The following is a 16,441-nucleotide window of genomic DNA, read 5'->3' as shown; positions in this document are numbered from 1 at the left end:
GTCAGCCGCGCGCCTGCGCCAGCAGGGCAGTGGCCAGCCGGCCGACGCCGGCAATGGCGTCCACGTAGCGCGCGTCCAGGTCCTGGCAGCACGACAGCCGCAGGCAGTGCCGGTAGCGGGCGCCGCGCGAATACACCTGGCCGGGCATGAACACCACGCCCTCGGCCAGCGCCTGTTCGAACAGCACGCTGCTGTCCACGCCCGCAGGCAGTTCGATCCACAGCAGGAAACCGCCGCTGGGCTGGGTGGCCAGGGTACCGGGCGGGAAGTGCTGGGCCACCAGCGCACGCACGCGCCCGACCTGCTCGCGGTACAGCCGGCGCAGCCCGCGCAGGTGGTGTTCGTAGCTGCCCGCTTCCAGGAACGCGGCAACCGCCTCGCCCAGCAGCTGCGACTCGGCGCCGGTGGACTGGAACTTCAGCAGCTGGATGTCGGCGGCGAAGCGCCCGCCATCGAGCCAGCCGATCCGGTAATCCGGTGCGAGCGTCTTGGAAAAGCCGTTGACCACGATCACCCAACCGTCCTCGTCGAACGCCTTCAACAACGGCGCCAGCGGCTCCTGGTACTGCAGTTCGGCATAGACCGCATCTTCGATCAGCGGTACCTGGTACTGGTTCACCAGCGCCGCCAGGCGCTGCTTGGCCGCTACCGGCAGGGTGCAGCCGAGCGGATTGTGCACGCTGGGCATGGCGACAATGGCGGCAAGTGCGCCTGCCTGCAGCTGCGCTTCCACCGCATCCACGTCCAGCCCCTCGCGCGGGTCGGTGGGCAGCTCGATCGCCTTCAGGCCCAGGTTGGCCAGCAATGGGTACAGGTTGAAATAGGAGGGGGCTTCGATGCCGACCGCATCGCCCGGCCGGGTCACCGCACGCAGGGCCAGCTGCAGCGCTTCCATCGCGCCATGGGTGAGCACCAGCCGCTCCACCGTGGTGTGCAGGCCCAGCCGCGGGCCGCGCCGCACGATCTGCTCCAACAGTCGCCTGGCCCCGTTGGGACGCGCGTAGGTGCGCACCATCGCCGGGGTGCGCCGCAGTACCTGTGCGGTGGCACGGGCCAGCCGTGCGGCGGGGTAGAAGCGCTCGCCGCGCGGACCGGCGAAGGCCAGGTCGACGATGCCCGGTTGCCGCTGCGCCTCCAGCACGCGCGCCATCATCAGCTGCTGGGCCTGGGTGGTGGCCAGCGCCGGGGCCTGGCGCAGTGAGCGGGTGGGTTCGGGCAGGCGCGCGCTGACCACGAACCCGGCCTTGGGCCGCGGCATTACCAGCCCGGCGTCCTCCAGCTGCCGGTAGGCGGCGATGACCGTGTTCAAGCTGAGCTGGCGCTGCGCGGCCAGGCCGCGCAGGGACGGCAGGCGCGCACCGGCCGGCAGGCGGCCGCTGTGGATGGCGTCGGCCAGTTCGTCGGCCAGGGATTGGTAGAGGTTGGCGGCCATGGAATCTGTAACCATGAGGGTCGCCAGCATGGTGCGCTGTACCCTGGATGCCTTGCAACCTGGCGTCCCTACGGCGAAGACCGACCAACGGTCGGCCTCTACCGTCGTCGCATCGGTTACCTCGCGGACAAGGTCGACACCAGCCTCGGCTTCTCGCGGTACAGCTGCGGGTACATCCGCTGCAGCGCCGCCACCTTCGGCTGGTCATTGATGCGGATGTACAACGACTCCGGATGCAGCGTCAGGTAGTTCTGGTGGTAGCCCTCGGCCGCAACGAACGGCTTGCCGCCGTCCACGGTGGTCACCACCGGCGCCGCATACGCGCGTGCCTTCTGCAGCTGCGCGATGTAAGCGCGGGTGGCATCGCGCTGCGCGGCATCGTCGGCGAACACCGCCGAACGGTACTGCGTGCCGCGGTCCGGGCCCTGGCGGTTGAGCTGGGTGGGATCGTGCGCCACCGAGAAGAACACCTGCATCAACTGGCCGTAGCTCACCTGGCTGGGGTCGTAGGTGACCTGCACGGCTTCGGCATGGCCGGTGCCACCGCTACTGACGCGCGAATAGTTCGCGTCGGCCGGGCGCCCACCGATGTAGCCGGAGACCGCGTTGTCCACGCCCTTGATGTGCTGGAACACGCCCTGCACGCCCCAGAAGCAGCCGCCGGCGAACACCACCTGCGCGCGCTTGCCGGGCAGCTTCGGATCGGCCGCACCCGCCGGTGCCGGCACCGCCACCACCGCTTCGGCCGGCGCGGCATATGCGGGGCGGTCCAGGCTGACCACCGCACTGATGGTCAGCGCGGCAACGGCGGCGGCAATGCCACCGGCCACCAGTTTGTCGAAGGAAACGCGCATGGGGTTCTCCTGGTTCAACCGAAGGTGAAGGCATAGGCGTGCACCCCCGGATCGAGGAACTCGATCTCGAACGTGCGTTCGCCAACGTCGCCGGACTGGCGGATCAGCTGGTAGAGGCGGTGCTCGGTGACCGTGCCGCTGCCATTGGCGCCGGCATCGCCACCGGCCGAGGCGCCCGGCGGTTGGCCGTCGATGCGCACCCGGAACCGCACCGGCTTGCCGTCCGCACCCGGTGCCAGCACCAGGTGCAGGTCGCGGGCGTGGAAGCGGAACGCGATACGACCGCCGGCGCGTTGCAGCTGCGCGTCTTCGTCACCCACCGTCCAGCGCCCGGACAAGGCCCACTGGTTCAACGCGAACGTCGACGGCAGCGTGTAATCGGCGGGGGCGTCGCGGCGCTGGCCGTCCGGCGAGGCGAAGTTTTCCGCACGCGAGTACCCGAGGTAGGTCTCCGGGGATTTGAGGTTGGACATGTCGGCCTGCAGTTCCACGCCCGCGCGCGGTGCACTGGCGGCCATCGCCATGGCCTGTGCGGGCTCCTCGGGCAGCGTGGCACCGGCTTCGCGCAGCAGCTGGCGGATGATCCGTTCGGACTGCGCGTAGTTGCCTTCGCCGAAGTGGTGCGCACGGATGCGGCCCTGCGCGTCGATGAAGTAGTGCGCCGGCCAATAGCGGTTGTTGAAGCCGCGCCAGATCGCGAACTCATTGTCGATCGCCACCGGGTAGTCGATCTTCAGTTCCTTCACCGCACGCTGCACGTTGCCCAGGTTGCGCTCGAAGGCGAACTCCGGGGCATGCACGCCGATCACTACCAGGCCCTGGTCGCGGTAACGCTGTTCCCACTCCCGCACGTAGGGCAGCGCGCGCAGGCAGTTGATGCAGGAATAGGTCCAGAAATCGACCAGCACCACCTTGCCGCGCAGGCCTTCGGCGGTCAGCGGCGGGCTGTTGAGCCAGCCGGTGGCGCCGTCCAGCGAAGGCAGGGTGCCTTCCACCGGCAGCTCGGCACCGGCCGGTGCATCGGCGGCGCGCATCATCATCGCGGGACCGGCGTCAGGCGCCTGGCCGGGCAGCGTATCGAGCAGGCCCTGTTCCAGCCGCGCGGTGCTGACCGACGACAACCGGGTGAGCACGCCGGTGTCCCAGCCCATCGCAATGGCCACCACCGCCAGCAGTGCGGCCACGCCCAACGCGCGGCGGATCCACTCGCCCGCGCCCAGCCGCCGCTTCAGCGCGGTGAACACACGCCCGCCAATCCAGATCGCCAGGGCCAGCGAGGTGGCCGCGCCCAGTGCATACGCCAGCAGCAGCCCGCTGGTGCCCACGCTGGCACCCTGCAGGGCAGCGCCGGTGAGGATCAGCCCAAGGATCGGGCCGGCGCACGGTGCCCACAGCAGGCCGGTGGCCACGCCGATCAGCAGCGAGGTGCCCACCCCGCCGCGCCCGGCGTCGGTGGCCTTGTCTGCTGACGCGCTGAGCCGTGCGCCCAGCCGCTGGAACGGCGACAGCAGGCGGTCGGCCAGCGCCGGCCACAGCAGCGCGAGCGCGAACAGCGCCATCACCACCAGCGCGATCCAGCGCCCGATCTGGTTGGCCTGCGCCACCCACTGGCTGCCCACCGCCGCCAGGCTGGCTACCACCGCGAACATCAGCGCCATGCCGATCAGCAGCGGCAGGCCGCTGCGCAGGAACGGGCGGTCCGAACGGGCAAACACGAACGGCAGCACCGGCAGGATGCACGGGCTGAGAATGGTCAACACACCGCCCAGGTAGGCAAGTACAAGCAGAATCATCGAACGTTCCTTATCGGGGTAGCGCCGGGCCCTGCCCGGCGGCTTCATCGGCGTTACGTGCGGTTGGGTATCCGCACGCGTGTCTCTTCGTCAGCGGCGACGAAGTTCATCGCCACGCCGTTCATGCAGTAACGCAGCCCGGTCGGGCGTGGGCCGTCATCGAACACATGGCCCAGGTGGCCACCACAGCGCCGGCAATGCGCTTCCACGCGCAGCATGCCCAAGGTGGTGTCGCGGTCCTCGCCGACGGCATCGTGCAGCGGTGCCCAGAAGCTGGGCCAGCCGGTGCCGCTGTCGAACTTGGTGGACGAGGAGAACAACGGCAGCGCGCACCCGGCGCAGGTGAAGGTGCCGCGCCGGTGTTCCTTGTTGAGTGGGCTGCTGAAGGGGCGCTCGGTGCTTTGCCGGCGCAGCACGGCGTACTGCGCCGGGCTGAGCTGTTCGCGCCACTGCGCATCGGTGCGCATCACCTCAAAGCGGCGCGTGGGTGCGGGTGCGGCGGGGGCCGACCCACTGCAGGCGGTCAAACCGAACAGGCCGGCCGCGGCGCCGATGGCGCCCATGCCGAGCAGTCTGCGACGGGTACAACGCATGGCGATCTCCCGGTCTGGAAACGATGGGGCCATGCTGCGCCCGGGCCGGTCAACGAATCCTCACGCAGGGTTAAATTTTCCGTGACACATTCAGGTCCGGATCTGGCCACAATGCGTTCACCTTCCTGCTGCCCGCTACCGTGCCAATGAGCAGTGCCAAGCGCGTCCTGATCGTCGAAGACGATGTCCACATCGCCAACCTGCTGCGCATGCACCTGCGCGACGAGGGCTATGAGGTCACCCATGCCGCTACCGGCGACGAGGGCCTGGCCCTGCTGGAGGCGCAGCCGTGGTCGGCGCTGGTGCTGGATCTGATGCTGCCCGGCGTGGATGGGCTGGAAATCTGCCGGCGCGCGCGCGGCATGGCGCGCTACACCCCGATCATCATCACCAGCGCACGCGCCAGCGAAGTGCACCGCATCCTGGGCCTGGAACTGGGCGCCGACGATTACCTGGCCAAGCCATTTTCGATGCTGGAACTGGTGGCGCGGGTCAAGGCGCTGCTGCGCCGGGTGGAAGCGATGGCGCAGAACGCGCGCATCGATGCCGGTGAACTGGCCGTGGCCGGGCTGCGCATCGACCCGGTGGCGCGCACCGCGCAGGTGGAAGGGCGCGCGCTGGAGCTGACCCCGCGCGAGTTCGACCTGCTGTACTTCTTCGCCCGCCACCCCGGCCAGGTGTATTCGCGCATGGACCTGCTCAACCAGGTGTGGGGCTACCAGCACGATGGCTACGAGCACACCGTCAACACGCACATCAACCGGCTGCGCAACAAGATCGAACGCGACCCGGCGTCGCCGCAGCGCATCCAGACGGTATGGGGCCGGGGCTACAAGCTGGTCGATGGCAGCGAGGGTGCAGCGGCATGATCCGGTTGTCGTTGTCGCAGCGGTTGTCGGTGGCGTTCTTCGCGCTGCTGCTGGTGTGCTGCGGCGCGCTGATGGCGATCCAGATGCGCAGCACCAGCCTGCACGAGCAGGAGACCGTACAGCGGCTGTCGCGCGGGCTGGCCGAGCACATCGCGCGCAGCGGCGAGCTGATGGACGGCGGCGGCATGCGCACCGGCGAGGTACGCGCGCTGTTCGGCAAGCTGATGGCGGTCAACCCCAGCGTGGAGGTGTACCTGCTGGACGACCAGGGCCGCATCCTCGGCCACGATGCGCCCACCGGCCACCTCAAGCGCGACCGCGTGGACCTGGCGCCGGTGCAGGCGCTGCTGCGCGATGAGCCGCTGCCGATCCTCGGCGATGACCCGCGCAGCGCGCGCGGGCGCAAGGTGTTCAACGCCGCCCCGCTGTTCGTGCAGGGGCGCCAGGCCGGCTACATCTACGTGGTGCTGGTGGGCGAACAGCGCGAGGCGCTGGCGGCCAACATTGCGGCCAATGCCACGCTGCGCACCACGCTGTGGTCGCTGGCGATCGTGGCCGGCATCGGGCTGCTGGCCGGTGCGGTGGCGTTCCGCTGGGTGACCCGGCCGCTGCGCCAGCTGACCCGGCGCGTGCAGTCGTTCGACGTGGATGCGGCGGCGCCGGCGCAGGCGTTGCCGCCCACGCCGCTGCGCGCGGGCGAGCGCGATGAGCTGGCGATCCTGCAGCACAGCTTCGGGCACATGGGCCAGCGCCTGGGCGAGCAGTGGCAGCAGCTGCGCCAGCAGGACCTGCAGCGGCGCGAGCTGGTGGCCAACATCTCGCACGACCTGCGCACGCCGTTGTCGTCGCTGCACGGCTATCTGGAAACGCTGGCGCTGAAGGACGCCACGCTCAGCGCCGAAGAGCGCCAGCGCTACCTGGGCATCGCGCTGTCGCAGAGCCACAAGGTGGGCCGGCTGGCCCAGGCGCTGTTCGAGCTGGCGCGGCTGGAACACGGCGGGGTGGTGCTGGACCGCCAGGCGTTCTCGCTGCCGGACCTGGTGCAGGACGTCTTCCAGAAATTCGAGCTGGCCGCGCAGGCGCGTCGGCAGACGCTGGCGGCGGACATTCCGCCTGGCCTGCCGGCGGTGGACGCGGACCTGGCGCTGATCGAGCGGGTGCTGACCAACCTGCTGGACAATGCGATCCGGCACACGCCCGAAGGCGGCCGGATCACGGTGACGCTGCAGGCGGCGCAGGGCGAGGTGCAGGTCAGCGTGGCTGACACCGGCCCAGGCATCCCGGCGGCGCGGCGCGAGGACCTGTTCCACACGCCCCCGGCATTCGGCAGCCAGCGGCCGGACAGCGGCGGGCTGGGCCTGCTGATCGTGCACCGCATCCTGCAGCTGCACCAGCGTGAGATCCAGCTGCTGGACAGCCGCGAGGGCGCGTTGTTCGTGTTCTCGCTGCCGAGTGCATGGGGGTCTGCCGGGAATGTATCCGGAGCCCAAGGTTGATTGATCCAGATCCCAATGGGCCCGTAACGGTTCCGGGCCCATGGTTGGTTAATCCCGATCCCAATGGGCACGCAACAATTCGTAGCCCCGGCCGTTGGCCGGACACCGCGCGCAGCGCGGCCCAAGCGTCCAAAGCCGGTTGCGTATTGCTCGCGGCGATCATCCCGACGTTTGCACGTTCCGAAGAAGCCGTCAGGCGTTCATTGCGCCTGATACACGGTTTCGTTCTGGGTTGACACCCGGATGCAGGGCCGCGGCGACGGCATACCGTGCTCCGGATGCTTGGGCCGCGCTGCGCGCGGTGTCCGGCCAACGGCCGGGGCTACGAATTGTTACGTAACGTCCGTAGATTGGGATCAACCCACCACAGGCCCCGCACATCTGGAGGTTTCATGCGCGCACTCGTCTGCTTGACCCTGCTGCTGTCCGCCACCCCGTCTGCATTCGCCCAATCCTGCCCGGACACCTCGGCGCTGGAACCGGCGCGCGCGGTGGTACGCGATCTCCAGCGGATCACCACGCCGAACGGCATCCAGGAACAGTACGGCACGCCGATCGGCGGGGTGAAGCAGTGGCTCACCATCCGCGGCGAGGACCGGGCCAACCCGGTGATCCTGTTCGTGCACGGTGGCCCGGCCAGCCCGGTGACGCCGAGCGTGTGGCAGTTCCAGCGACCGCTGGAGGAGTACTTCACGGTGGTGGACTGGGACCAGCGCGGTGCAGGCAAGACCTACGCGGAGGCGTCGCCGGACGCGATCGCGCCGACGCTGACCATTGAACGCTACGTGGATGATGCCATCGAGGTGGCCGAGCACCTGCGCACGCACCTGGGCCAGCGCAAGGTGATCTTGATGGCGCACAGCTGGGGCACGATCGTGGCGATGCAGGCGGCGTTGAAGCGGCCGGACCTGTTCCACGCGTACGTGGGGATCGGGCAGATCATCAACCAGGTGGAGAACGAGAAGATCAGTTTCGATTACGGACTGGCGCAGGCGAAGGCACACGGCAACGCCAAGGCGGTGGCCGAACTGGAGGCGATCGCGCCGTACCCGGGCAACACGCCGATCACGCGCGAGCGGATCATTACCGCGCGCACGTGGCCGCAGTACTACGGGGGGCTGACGGCCTACCGCGATGACTCGAAGTATTACTTCGGTGCGGCCAGGCTCTCGCCCGACTACACGGACGCAGACCGCTGCAACATCGACAAGGGCAGCGTGCTGTCGCTGGGGCCGTTGCTGCCGCAGATGCTGGAGGTGGATTTCAACCCGATCACCCGCTTCCCGATCCCGGTGGTGATGTTCATGGGCCGCCACGACTACACCACGCCCACCGCGCCGACCGAGCGCTGGTTGAACACCGTGCAGGCGCCCTACAAGCAGGGCGTGTGGTTCGAACATTCGGCGCACATGGTCCCGTGGGAAGAGCCGGGCAAGACGCTGTTGAGCCTGGTGCAGATCGTGCGCCCGCTCGCGCGGTAACCACTGCGATCATGCATCCGGATGCGCTGGTCGATTGATCCCAATCCCAATGGGCGCGTAAAAATTCGTAGCCCCGGCCGTTGGCCGGCTGCTCTTCGTTCCGGGGTCATGAACGCCTGACGGGCGGCTCCGGAACGTGTAAACGCCGGAGCGTTGGATGGGATCGGTGGGTAACGGAGTTCGGACGGTTGGGCCGCGCTGCGCGCGGTGTCCGGCCAACGGCCGGGGCTACGGATTGTTACGTGACGTCCGTGGATCCGGATCAAACAACCAAAAAAAAAGACCCGACAGAGGGAGGGTTCTGTCGGGTCTTGGGATTGCGTGGGGGGAGGGACCCACGCAAATTCCGTTTGATGCAATGCAGCATACACCGATCGTGGTGCATTGCAACAATACATTGCCGAAGTGGTCCGGATTAGGTTGAATCCGTTCAGAAACAACCGGTTGGGGCTGGGGCTCAGCCGCGGTAACGGCAGCCGGAGGTGCAGGTCTCATGCACCGTCACCTCGCTCAGCGCCGGCAGGGCGGGCTTGAGCTCGTTCCAGATCCAGATCGCCAGGCGTTCGCTGGTCGGGTTTTCCAGGCCGGGGATGTCGTTGAGGTAATGGTGGTCCAGGCGGTCGTAGATCGGCTGGAAGGCCGCTTTGACGTCGCCGAAATCCATGATCCAGCCGGTGTGTTCGCCCGGCTCGCCCTCGACCTTCAGCTCCACCCGGAACGAGTGGCCGTGCAGGCGCGCGCACTTGTGGCCCGCCGGCACGTTGGGCAGGTGGTGGGCCGCTTCGAGGGTAAAGACTTTGAAGATTTCCATGGGCCCATTGTACGGCCATCCAACAAAAACATATCCATCCGGATGAAGAGATGTTACTTTTCGTTATATCCGCATGAAGCGATGTTATTGGCCCGTTAAGCCCTTGGCATGGACTACTGCGGAACTTGTCGTCCACCACCCCCATAGAGTTCATGCCCAAGCACACCCTTCTTGTGGCGGCCCTTTCCGCCGCCCTGGCTACGCCTTTGTCCGCGTTTGCCCTCGACGCCGCCGCTGGCCCCGATGCCAGCCCCGACGCCTCCGCCAGCGGCGAAAGCACCACCCTGGCCGCGGTGCGCGTCACCGGCTCCAACATCAAGCGCACCGACACCGAGACCGCCAACCCGGTACAGGTGATCGGCCGCCAGGAAATCGAAGCCACCGGCAAGGCCACCGTTGCCGACCTGCTGCGCTCGATCTCGGCCAACACCGGCAACGCCAACAACGAAACCACCAATAACGGCTGGGCCTCGGGTTCGGCCGGCATCGGCCTGCGCGGCCTGTCGCAGAAGAACACGCTGGTGCTGCTCAACGGCCGCCGCCTGGCCAACTACGGCTTCCCCGCCGGCGGCCTCTCCGACACCTTCGTCAACCTCAACGCGCTGCCGATGGTCGCCGTGGAGCGCATCGAAGTGCTGAAAGACGGCGCCTCGGCCGTGTACGGCTCCGACGCCGTGGCCGGCGTGGTCAACATCATTACCCGGCAGAACTTCCAGGGTGCCGAACTGGGCGGCAGCGCCGGCACCGCCGACCAGGGCGGGCTGGACGAGCAGAACCTGAAGTTCATCGGTGGCGTCGGTGACCTCGACGCCGATGGCTACAACATCCTGGTCAGCCTGGAAGGCTACAACCGCGAGCGCCTGGACCAGGACCAGCGCGACCTCACCAGGTCCGGCATCTACACCGACAAGCCCGGTGGCCGCTGGAACGGCTGGTCGGCCAAGGGCGCGCGCTTCCTGGTCAACGGCACCTCGGTGCCCATGCTCGACGCCAACGGGCAGTGCCCGGACAACACCACGCTGGTGCCCAGCGCGCCGATCGACGGCCTGCCCGGCAACACCTGCGGCTACAACCTCGCCCCGTACACCACGCTGATTCCCTCGACCAAGCGCTACCAGGCCTACGTCAACGGCACCTTCAAGGTGAACGACAACGTGGAAGCGTTCGGCGAAGTGATCTACAGCGAGATCAAGGGCGTGTCGTGGTTCGGCAGCAGCCCGTTCTTCACCCTGGAAAGCGGCCGCTTCGCGCTCAACGCCGATACCGGCCTCGCCGAGCCGGTGTCGTCCAACCTGCCGGCCAGCAGCCCGTTCAACCCGTACGGCCGCGCGATTCCGATCGAATACACCTTCTTCAACCTCGGCCCGACCATCAAGACCAACCGCTCCACCGCGTACCGCGGCGTGTTCGGCCTGCGCGGCAGCCTGCAGGACTGGGACTGGGAAGTGGGCGCGTTCGGCGCGCGCAGCAGCGAGCGCGAAACCGTCTCCGGCGGCTTTGCCAACCGTTGGACCCTGGCCGATGCACTGGCCACCGGCAGCTACAACCTGCTCGATCCGTCGGCCACCCCGCAGTCGGTGATCGACGGCATCAACCTGAGCACCCTGCGCCCGGCCGAGTCCGTGCTGCAGGGCGTGGACGCCAAGATCTCCGGCGGGCTGGGCAGCACCTGGGCGGGCCCGATCGGCTTCGCCGCCGGCCTGGAATGGCGCCGCGAGAAGCTGGATTCGGAAAACCCGTGGCAGATCGATGCGGGCCTGCAGATCCGCCCGGCCATCGCCGAAGTGCACGGCGAGCGCAAGGTCACCGCGGCCTATGCCGAAGTGAACGTGCCGCTGGCCGAGCGCCTGGAGCTGCAGGCCGCGGCGCGTGCCGACCACTACAGCGATTTCGGCGATGCATTCTCGCCCAAGCTGAGCCTGCGCTGGCAGCCGTTCGACATCCTGCTGGTGCGTGCCGCGGCCTCCAAGGGCTTCCGCGCGCCGTCGCTGTCGGAGAACTCCAACAGCACCAGCATCGCCTACGGCAGCGTGATCGATCCGCGCGACCCGGACGTGCCCGGCTCGCGCCAGAACCCGACCTTCTTCACCGTCGGCAACAGCGACCTGAAGCCGGAACGCACCAAGAGCTACAACCTGGGCCTGGTGCTGTCGCCGTGGTCCAACACCAGCCTGAGCGTGGACTACTACCGCATCGAACTGGAAAACCTGGTCGGCACCAACAACACCCAGACCCTGGTCACCAACGATGTGCCCGGCGCGGTTACCCGCGATGAGCGCGGCAAGCTGCTGGCGGTGTTCAACCGCTACCAGAACCTGAGCGAGCTCAAGACCTCCGGCTTCGACGTGGAACTGCGCCAGCGCTTCCCGACCGAGGCGGCCGGTGACTTCTCGCTGTCCACCGCGTTCACCCACGTGCGCGACTACAGCCGCCCCACCGTGGTTGGCGGCCCGCTGGTGGATTACGCCGGCAGCAACCTCGGCGCCACCCTGCCCAAGAACAAGGCCACCACCACGCTGGACTGGAGCTATGCCGATTTCCGCACCGCGCTGACCTGGTACTACACCAGCGGCTACGACCAGAAGGCCAGTGCCGCAGCCACGGCCGTGCAGGACCGGGTGGATTCGTACAGCCAGTTCGATCTGTACCTGGCCTACACCGGGCTGGAGAAGCTGACCCTGTACGCGAAGATCCAGAACCTGGCCGATGAGGAACCGCCGTACGACGCCTCGTTCCCGGGCATCCGCGCGCCGTACGACTTCAGCCAGTACGACCTGCGCGGCCGTTACTTCACCGTCGGCTTCGATTACCGCTTCTAAGAGGGGTTCGCTGTGTCCTTGTTCCATCGTTTGTCGCGCCCCATCACCTGGGTGGTGGGGGCGCTGTGGCTGCTGGCCGCGCCGGCGTTCGCACAGAGCGCCTATTTCTTCCCGCAGGGCGGCGATTTCGATCCGGCCATTCCCACCCCGCAGCAGTTCCTGGGCTACGAGATCGGCAGCCGCTACACCCGGCACGACCAGCTGGTGGCCTACTTCAACGAGCTGGCCAGACACTCCGACAAGATCAAGGTCGAGCAGATCGGCAGCAGCTACGAAGGCCGCCCGTTGCTGATCGCCACCGTCACCTCGGCGCAGAACCAGCAGCAGCTGGAAACCCTGCGCCGCCAGCACGTGACCCTGGCCGACCCGGCGCAGCCGTTGTCGGCGGCCGGCAACAGCCCTGTGGTCGTGTGGCTGGGCTACAGCGTGCACGGCAATGAAACCTCCAGTGGCGAAGCCGCGCTGCTCACCGCGTACTACCTGGTGGCCAACCGCAGTGCCGATACGGCCAGGTGGCTGCAGCAGGCGGTGGTGCTGTTCGACCCGGCGCAGAACCCGGACGGCCGCGACCGTGCGGCCAGCTGGCACAACGCTTACGCCTCGTCGCCGGCATCGGCCGATCCGGCCGACAAGGAGCACGTGGAGCCCTTCCCGCAGGGACGCACCAACCACTACTTCACCGACCTCAACCGCGACTGGCTGGCATTGACCCAGCAGGACACGCGGCCCAAGATCGCCTACTTCCACCAGTGGTACCCCAACGTCCAGATCGATTTCCACGAGATGGGCAAGGACAGCACCTACTACTTCGAACCGTCGCCGGCGAGCATGCACAGCCCGCTGTTGCCGGCGTCGTCGTACGCGTTCAACAAGACCTTGGCCAAGTACCACGCGCAGGCACTGGATGCGCTCGGCTCGCTGTACTACACCGGTGAGAATTTCGACAACTTCTCGCCGGTGTACGGCTCGACCTATCCGGACTTCCATGGTGCGGTCGGCGTCACGGTGGAACAGGCCAGCTCGCGTGGCCGCGTGCAGGAATCGGTCAATGGCCTGCTGACCTTCCCGTTCACCATCCGCAACCAGGTCGCCACCGGCCTGGGCACGGTGCGCGGTGCGGTGACCGAGCGCGACGGGCTGCTGAAGCTGCAGAAGGAATTCTTCCAGTCCGCCGTGAAGCAGGCCAACCAGCAGCCGGTCAAGGCGTTCGTATTCGGCGACGCCAACGACCCGGGCTTGACCCGGCGCCTGCTCGACCTGCTGCTCCAGCACCAGATCACCGTGCAGGCATTGAGCAAGGCGGTCACCGTGGACGGCCAGCGCTTCGAGCCGGGCAGTGCCTACGTGGTGCCGACCGCGCAGCCGCAGTTCCGCCTGGTGCATTCGATCTTCGCCGAGACCCCGCCGATCAAGGGCGACGTGTTCTACGGCAGCACCTCCTATGCCATCGCACCGGCCTACGGCGTGGCGTTCGCCGGCAGCCGCAGCCGTGTCGATGGCGGCGAGCGCATCACCCGCCTGCCGGCCGCCCGTGGTGGGGTGAGCGGTGGCCAGGCCGGCTATGCCTACGTGTTCGACTGGCGCGATTACAACGCCAGCCGCGCGCTGTACGCGCTGCAGGCCAAGGGCGTGCTGACCCGCGCCGCGTTCCAGCCGTTCACCGCCGCCACCGCGTCGGGTGAGCAGGCGTTCGCGCGTGGCAGCGTGGTGGTGCCGGTGGCCGGGCAGACGCTGGCGGGCGACGCACTGCTCGCTGCCGTGGATGAAGCGGCGCGCAGCAGCGGCGTGCAGGTGCACGCCCTGGCCAGCGGGCAGAGCCGCAGCGGCATCGACCTGGGCAGCGACAGCGTCAAATCGCTGCGCAGGCCGGCGGTGGCGCTGGTGATGGGCGAGGGCGTGAGCGCCACCGAGATCGGTTCGGCGTGGTTCCTGCTCGACCAGCAGGTGCAGCTGCCAGCCAGCAAGCTGGACCCGGCGCAGCTGGGCAAGGTCAACCTGGACCGCTACACCACCATCGTGCTGGCTGGCGGTACCTACAGCGGCGTGGATGCCACGGCGGTGGCCGCGCTCAAGCGCTGGATCAACGCCGGCGGTTCGCTGGTGACCTACGGCAGCGCGGCCAAGTGGGCGATCGAGCAGAAGCTCAGCGATGAAGTGCTGGGTGCCGAAGAGAAGGAGCCCGAAGGTGCGCGCCGCGCGTTCGGCGACCAGCGCGACATCGCCGCCATCGAGCGGGTGAGCGGCAACATCCTCAGCGCCGACGTGGACACCAGCCACCCGCTCGGCTTCGGCCTGCCGCGCACCCAGCTGGCGATCAACAAGGAAAACGGGATCAGCTTCAGGCCCAGCCGCAATGCGTTCTCGACCGTGGTGCGCATTGACGAGTCACCGCGGGTGAACGGCTACCTGTCCGAGGCCAACCGCAGCCGCGTGGCCGGCACCGCCTGGCTGCTGGTGTCGCCGCAGGGGCAGGGCAACGTGGTGCTGTTCGCCGATGACCCGGCGCATCGCAAGTACTGGCACGGCACCGAGCGGCTGCTGTTGAACGCGGTGTTCTTCGGCAACCTGCTCAATCCGACCAAGCCGCGCGGGTAAAAAAAAGGGCGACGCAATGCGTCGCCCTTTTCCATTGTGCAGCCGGCGAAACGATCAGCCGGCGCGGTTGCCGCCGCCCGGACCGCGACCGCCGCCACCACCGCCACGGCGCTGGCCGGTCGGCGCACCACCGCGCGGCGCACCGTTGCCGGCACCACGGCTTGCACCGCGACCGGCACCGTCACGCTGGCCGCCGCCGGTCTTGGCACCGGCATGGGCGTGGCGCGGGGCCTCGCCATGCGGACGGCGCGCGTGCTTGCGCGGCGAACGATCGCCACCCGGCACTTCGGCCTTGCCCGGCGCGCTGTTGCCCCAGCGGATCGGGGTCTGCGGCTCGAAGCCCGGCACGTCGCGGATGTCCATGTCCTTGTCCAGCAGGCGCACGATCTGGCGCAGCAGCTTGGCCTCGTCCTGGGCCACCAGCGAGATCGCCTGGCCGGTCGAGCCGTTGCGGCCGGTACGGCCGATACGGTGCACGTAATCTTCCGGCACCATCGGCAGGTCGTAGTTGATGACCTTCGGCAGTTCGTTGATGTCGATACCGCGCGCGGCGATGTCGGTGGCCACCAGCACGGTCACGCGGCCGGCCTTGAAGTCGCCCAGCGCACGCAGGCGCTGGCCCTGGCTCTTGTTGCCGTGGATCGCCGCGGTCTTGATCCCGGACTTCTCCAGGAACGTGGCCAGCTTGTCGCAGCCGTGCTTGGTACGGCCGAACACCAGGGTCTGCTCGCGGCTGTCCTGGGCCAGCAGGTGCAGCAGCAGGTCACGCTTGCGCGGGCCGTCAACCGGGTGCACGCAGTGCTTGATGGATTCGGCGACCGTGTTCTTCGGGGTGACCTGGATCTGCGCCGGATCGCGCATGAACTCCAGCGCCAGCTGCTTGATGCTCTCTTCGAAGGTCGCCGAGAACAGCAGGGTCTGGCGGTTCTGGCGCGGCAGCTTGGCCAGGATCTTCTTGATCGACGGCAGGAAGCCCATGTCCAGCATGCGGTCGGCTTCGTCCAGCACCAGGATCTCGATGCCCGACAGGTCGACGCTGCGACGCTCCAGGTGGTCGATCAGGCGGCCCGGGCAGGCCACCAGCAGGTCCACGCCACGGCGCAGCACGTCGAACTGGTTGCCCATGCCGACGCCGCCGTAGATGCAGGCGCTGGGAATGCGCAGGTACTTGCTGTAACCGCGCAGGCTGTCATGCACCTGGGTAGCCAGTTCGCGGGTCGGGGCCAGCACCAGCGCACGCGGCTTGCGCGGGCCGTTCACGGCCTGCGGGTTGGTGCCCAGGTGCTGCAGCAGCGGCAGGCCGAACGCAGCGGTCTTGCCGGTACCGGTCTGCGCGCCGGCCAGCAGGTCGCGGCCTTCCAGGGCCAGCGGGATCGCCTGCTCCTGGATCGGGGTGGGGTTTTCATAGCCCTGCTCGGACAACGCGCGCAGCAGGAACGGGGCAAGGCCCAGGTTTTCAAAAGACATCGGGTGGAAGCTCCAAAGACGAAGTAACGCCAGGCCGAATGACCGGACGCAAGGCAGATCGAGTTGATCGGCTGACTCGGAGCGTTCCCGTGAACCGCGCTGCGAGAATTGGGTGCAGCCCACGCGGTGCGCAGACTGGAATGCATGACGAATGGCGTCGGAGTGGGGGCGGGCGAGGGACGGAAATCCCGATCGCCGGCGATCCCGAAGGGAAACGGACGGCCGCTGCAG

11 protein-coding genes are annotated in these 16,441 nt (G+C 68.1%); 5 read left to right on the top strand and 6 right to left on the bottom strand.

Going from position 1 to position 16,441, the window contains the following annotated elements; translation table 11 throughout:
- Nucleotide 1 precedes the first annotated feature (1 nt).
- The 4 genes from QE395_RS15895 to msrB form a co-directional block, all read right to left on the bottom strand.
- Complete coding sequence (locus QE395_RS15895) at nucleotides 2-1,447, bottom strand: PLP-dependent aminotransferase family protein (RefSeq protein ID WP_306989898.1); 1,446 nt, start codon at nucleotides 1,445-1,447, stop codon at nucleotides 2-4.
- A 101-nt stretch (nucleotides 1,448-1,548) separates the two neighbouring features.
- Complete coding sequence (gene msrA / locus QE395_RS15890; RefSeq protein WP_068849002.1) at nucleotides 1,549-2,286, bottom strand: peptide-methionine (S)-S-oxide reductase MsrA; 738 nt, start codon at nucleotides 2,284-2,286, stop codon at nucleotides 1,549-1,551.
- Nucleotides 2,287-2,300: 14 nt separating this feature from the next.
- A complete protein-coding gene (locus tag QE395_RS15885; protein WP_306989897.1) occupies nucleotides 2,301-4,079 on the bottom strand; it encodes a cytochrome c biogenesis protein DipZ in 1,779 nt (592 codons plus the stop codon).
- Nucleotides 4,080-4,132: 53 nt separating this feature from the next.
- A complete protein-coding gene (gene msrB / locus QE395_RS15880) occupies nucleotides 4,133-4,672 on the bottom strand; it encodes a peptide-methionine (R)-S-oxide reductase MsrB (protein ID WP_068849006.1) in 540 nt (179 codons plus the stop codon).
- Between the two features lie 146 nt (nucleotides 4,673-4,818).
- On the opposite strand from msrB, the gene QE395_RS15875 reads away from it, so the two are divergent.
- The 3 genes from QE395_RS15875 (at nucleotide 4,819) to QE395_RS15865 (ending at nucleotide 8,518) form a co-directional block, all read left to right on the top strand.
- Nucleotides 4,819-5,541, top strand: a complete 723-nt coding sequence (locus tag QE395_RS15875) for a response regulator transcription factor (RefSeq protein ID WP_184124568.1) — start codon at nucleotides 4,819-4,821, stop codon at nucleotides 5,539-5,541.
- On the top strand, nucleotides 5,538-7,037 hold the full coding sequence (locus tag QE395_RS15870) for a HAMP domain-containing sensor histidine kinase (RefSeq protein ID WP_306989896.1): 1,500 nt from the start codon (nucleotides 5,538-5,540) through the stop codon (nucleotides 7,035-7,037). The genes QE395_RS15875 and QE395_RS15870 overlap by 4 nt, the downstream gene beginning before the upstream one ends.
- Before the next feature lie 392 nt (nucleotides 7,038-7,429).
- On the top strand, nucleotides 7,430-8,518 hold the full coding sequence (locus tag QE395_RS15865; protein ID WP_306989895.1) for an alpha/beta hydrolase: 1,089 nt from the start codon (nucleotides 7,430-7,432) through the stop codon (nucleotides 8,516-8,518).
- Between the two features lie 457 nt (nucleotides 8,519-8,975).
- Here the strand turns inward: QE395_RS15865 and queD are convergent, their stop codons facing one another.
- Nucleotides 8,976-9,329 (bottom strand): 6-carboxytetrahydropterin synthase QueD, encoded by a 354-nt coding sequence (gene queD / locus QE395_RS15860; protein WP_068849013.1) that lies wholly within the window; start codon nucleotides 9,327-9,329, stop codon nucleotides 8,976-8,978.
- 152 nt (nucleotides 9,330-9,481) lie between these two features.
- On the opposite strand from queD, the gene QE395_RS15855 reads away from it, so the two are divergent.
- Nucleotides 9,482-12,148: a TonB-dependent receptor gene (locus QE395_RS15855; RefSeq protein ID WP_306989894.1), complete on the top strand. Its 2,667-nt coding sequence runs from the start codon at nucleotides 9,482-9,484 to the stop codon at nucleotides 12,146-12,148.
- Between the two features lie 30 nt (nucleotides 12,149-12,178).
- Entirely contained in the window at nucleotides 12,179-14,743 is a 2,565-nt protein-coding gene (locus QE395_RS15850) for a M14 family zinc carboxypeptidase (protein WP_306990547.1), read from the top strand.
- A gap of 54 nt (nucleotides 14,744-14,797) precedes the next feature.
- On the opposite strand, the gene QE395_RS15845 is transcribed toward QE395_RS15850, so the two are convergent.
- The gene (locus QE395_RS15845) at nucleotides 14,798-16,210 is read right to left on the bottom strand and encodes a DEAD/DEAH box helicase (protein WP_093532896.1); all 1,413 of its coding nucleotides are present in this window, start codon (nucleotides 16,208-16,210) and stop codon (nucleotides 14,798-14,800) included.
- Nucleotides 16,211-16,441: the final 231 nt, after the last annotated feature.

It is taken from the genome of Stenotrophomonas sp. SORGH_AS_0282 (assembly GCF_030818125.1).
In the GTDB taxonomy this organism is placed as follows: Bacteria; Pseudomonadota; Gammaproteobacteria; order Xanthomonadales; family Xanthomonadaceae; genus Stenotrophomonas; species Stenotrophomonas rhizophila_A.
Note: the sequence above shows the minus strand (reverse complement) of the source record. Positions and strands in the feature narration are given on the sequence as shown.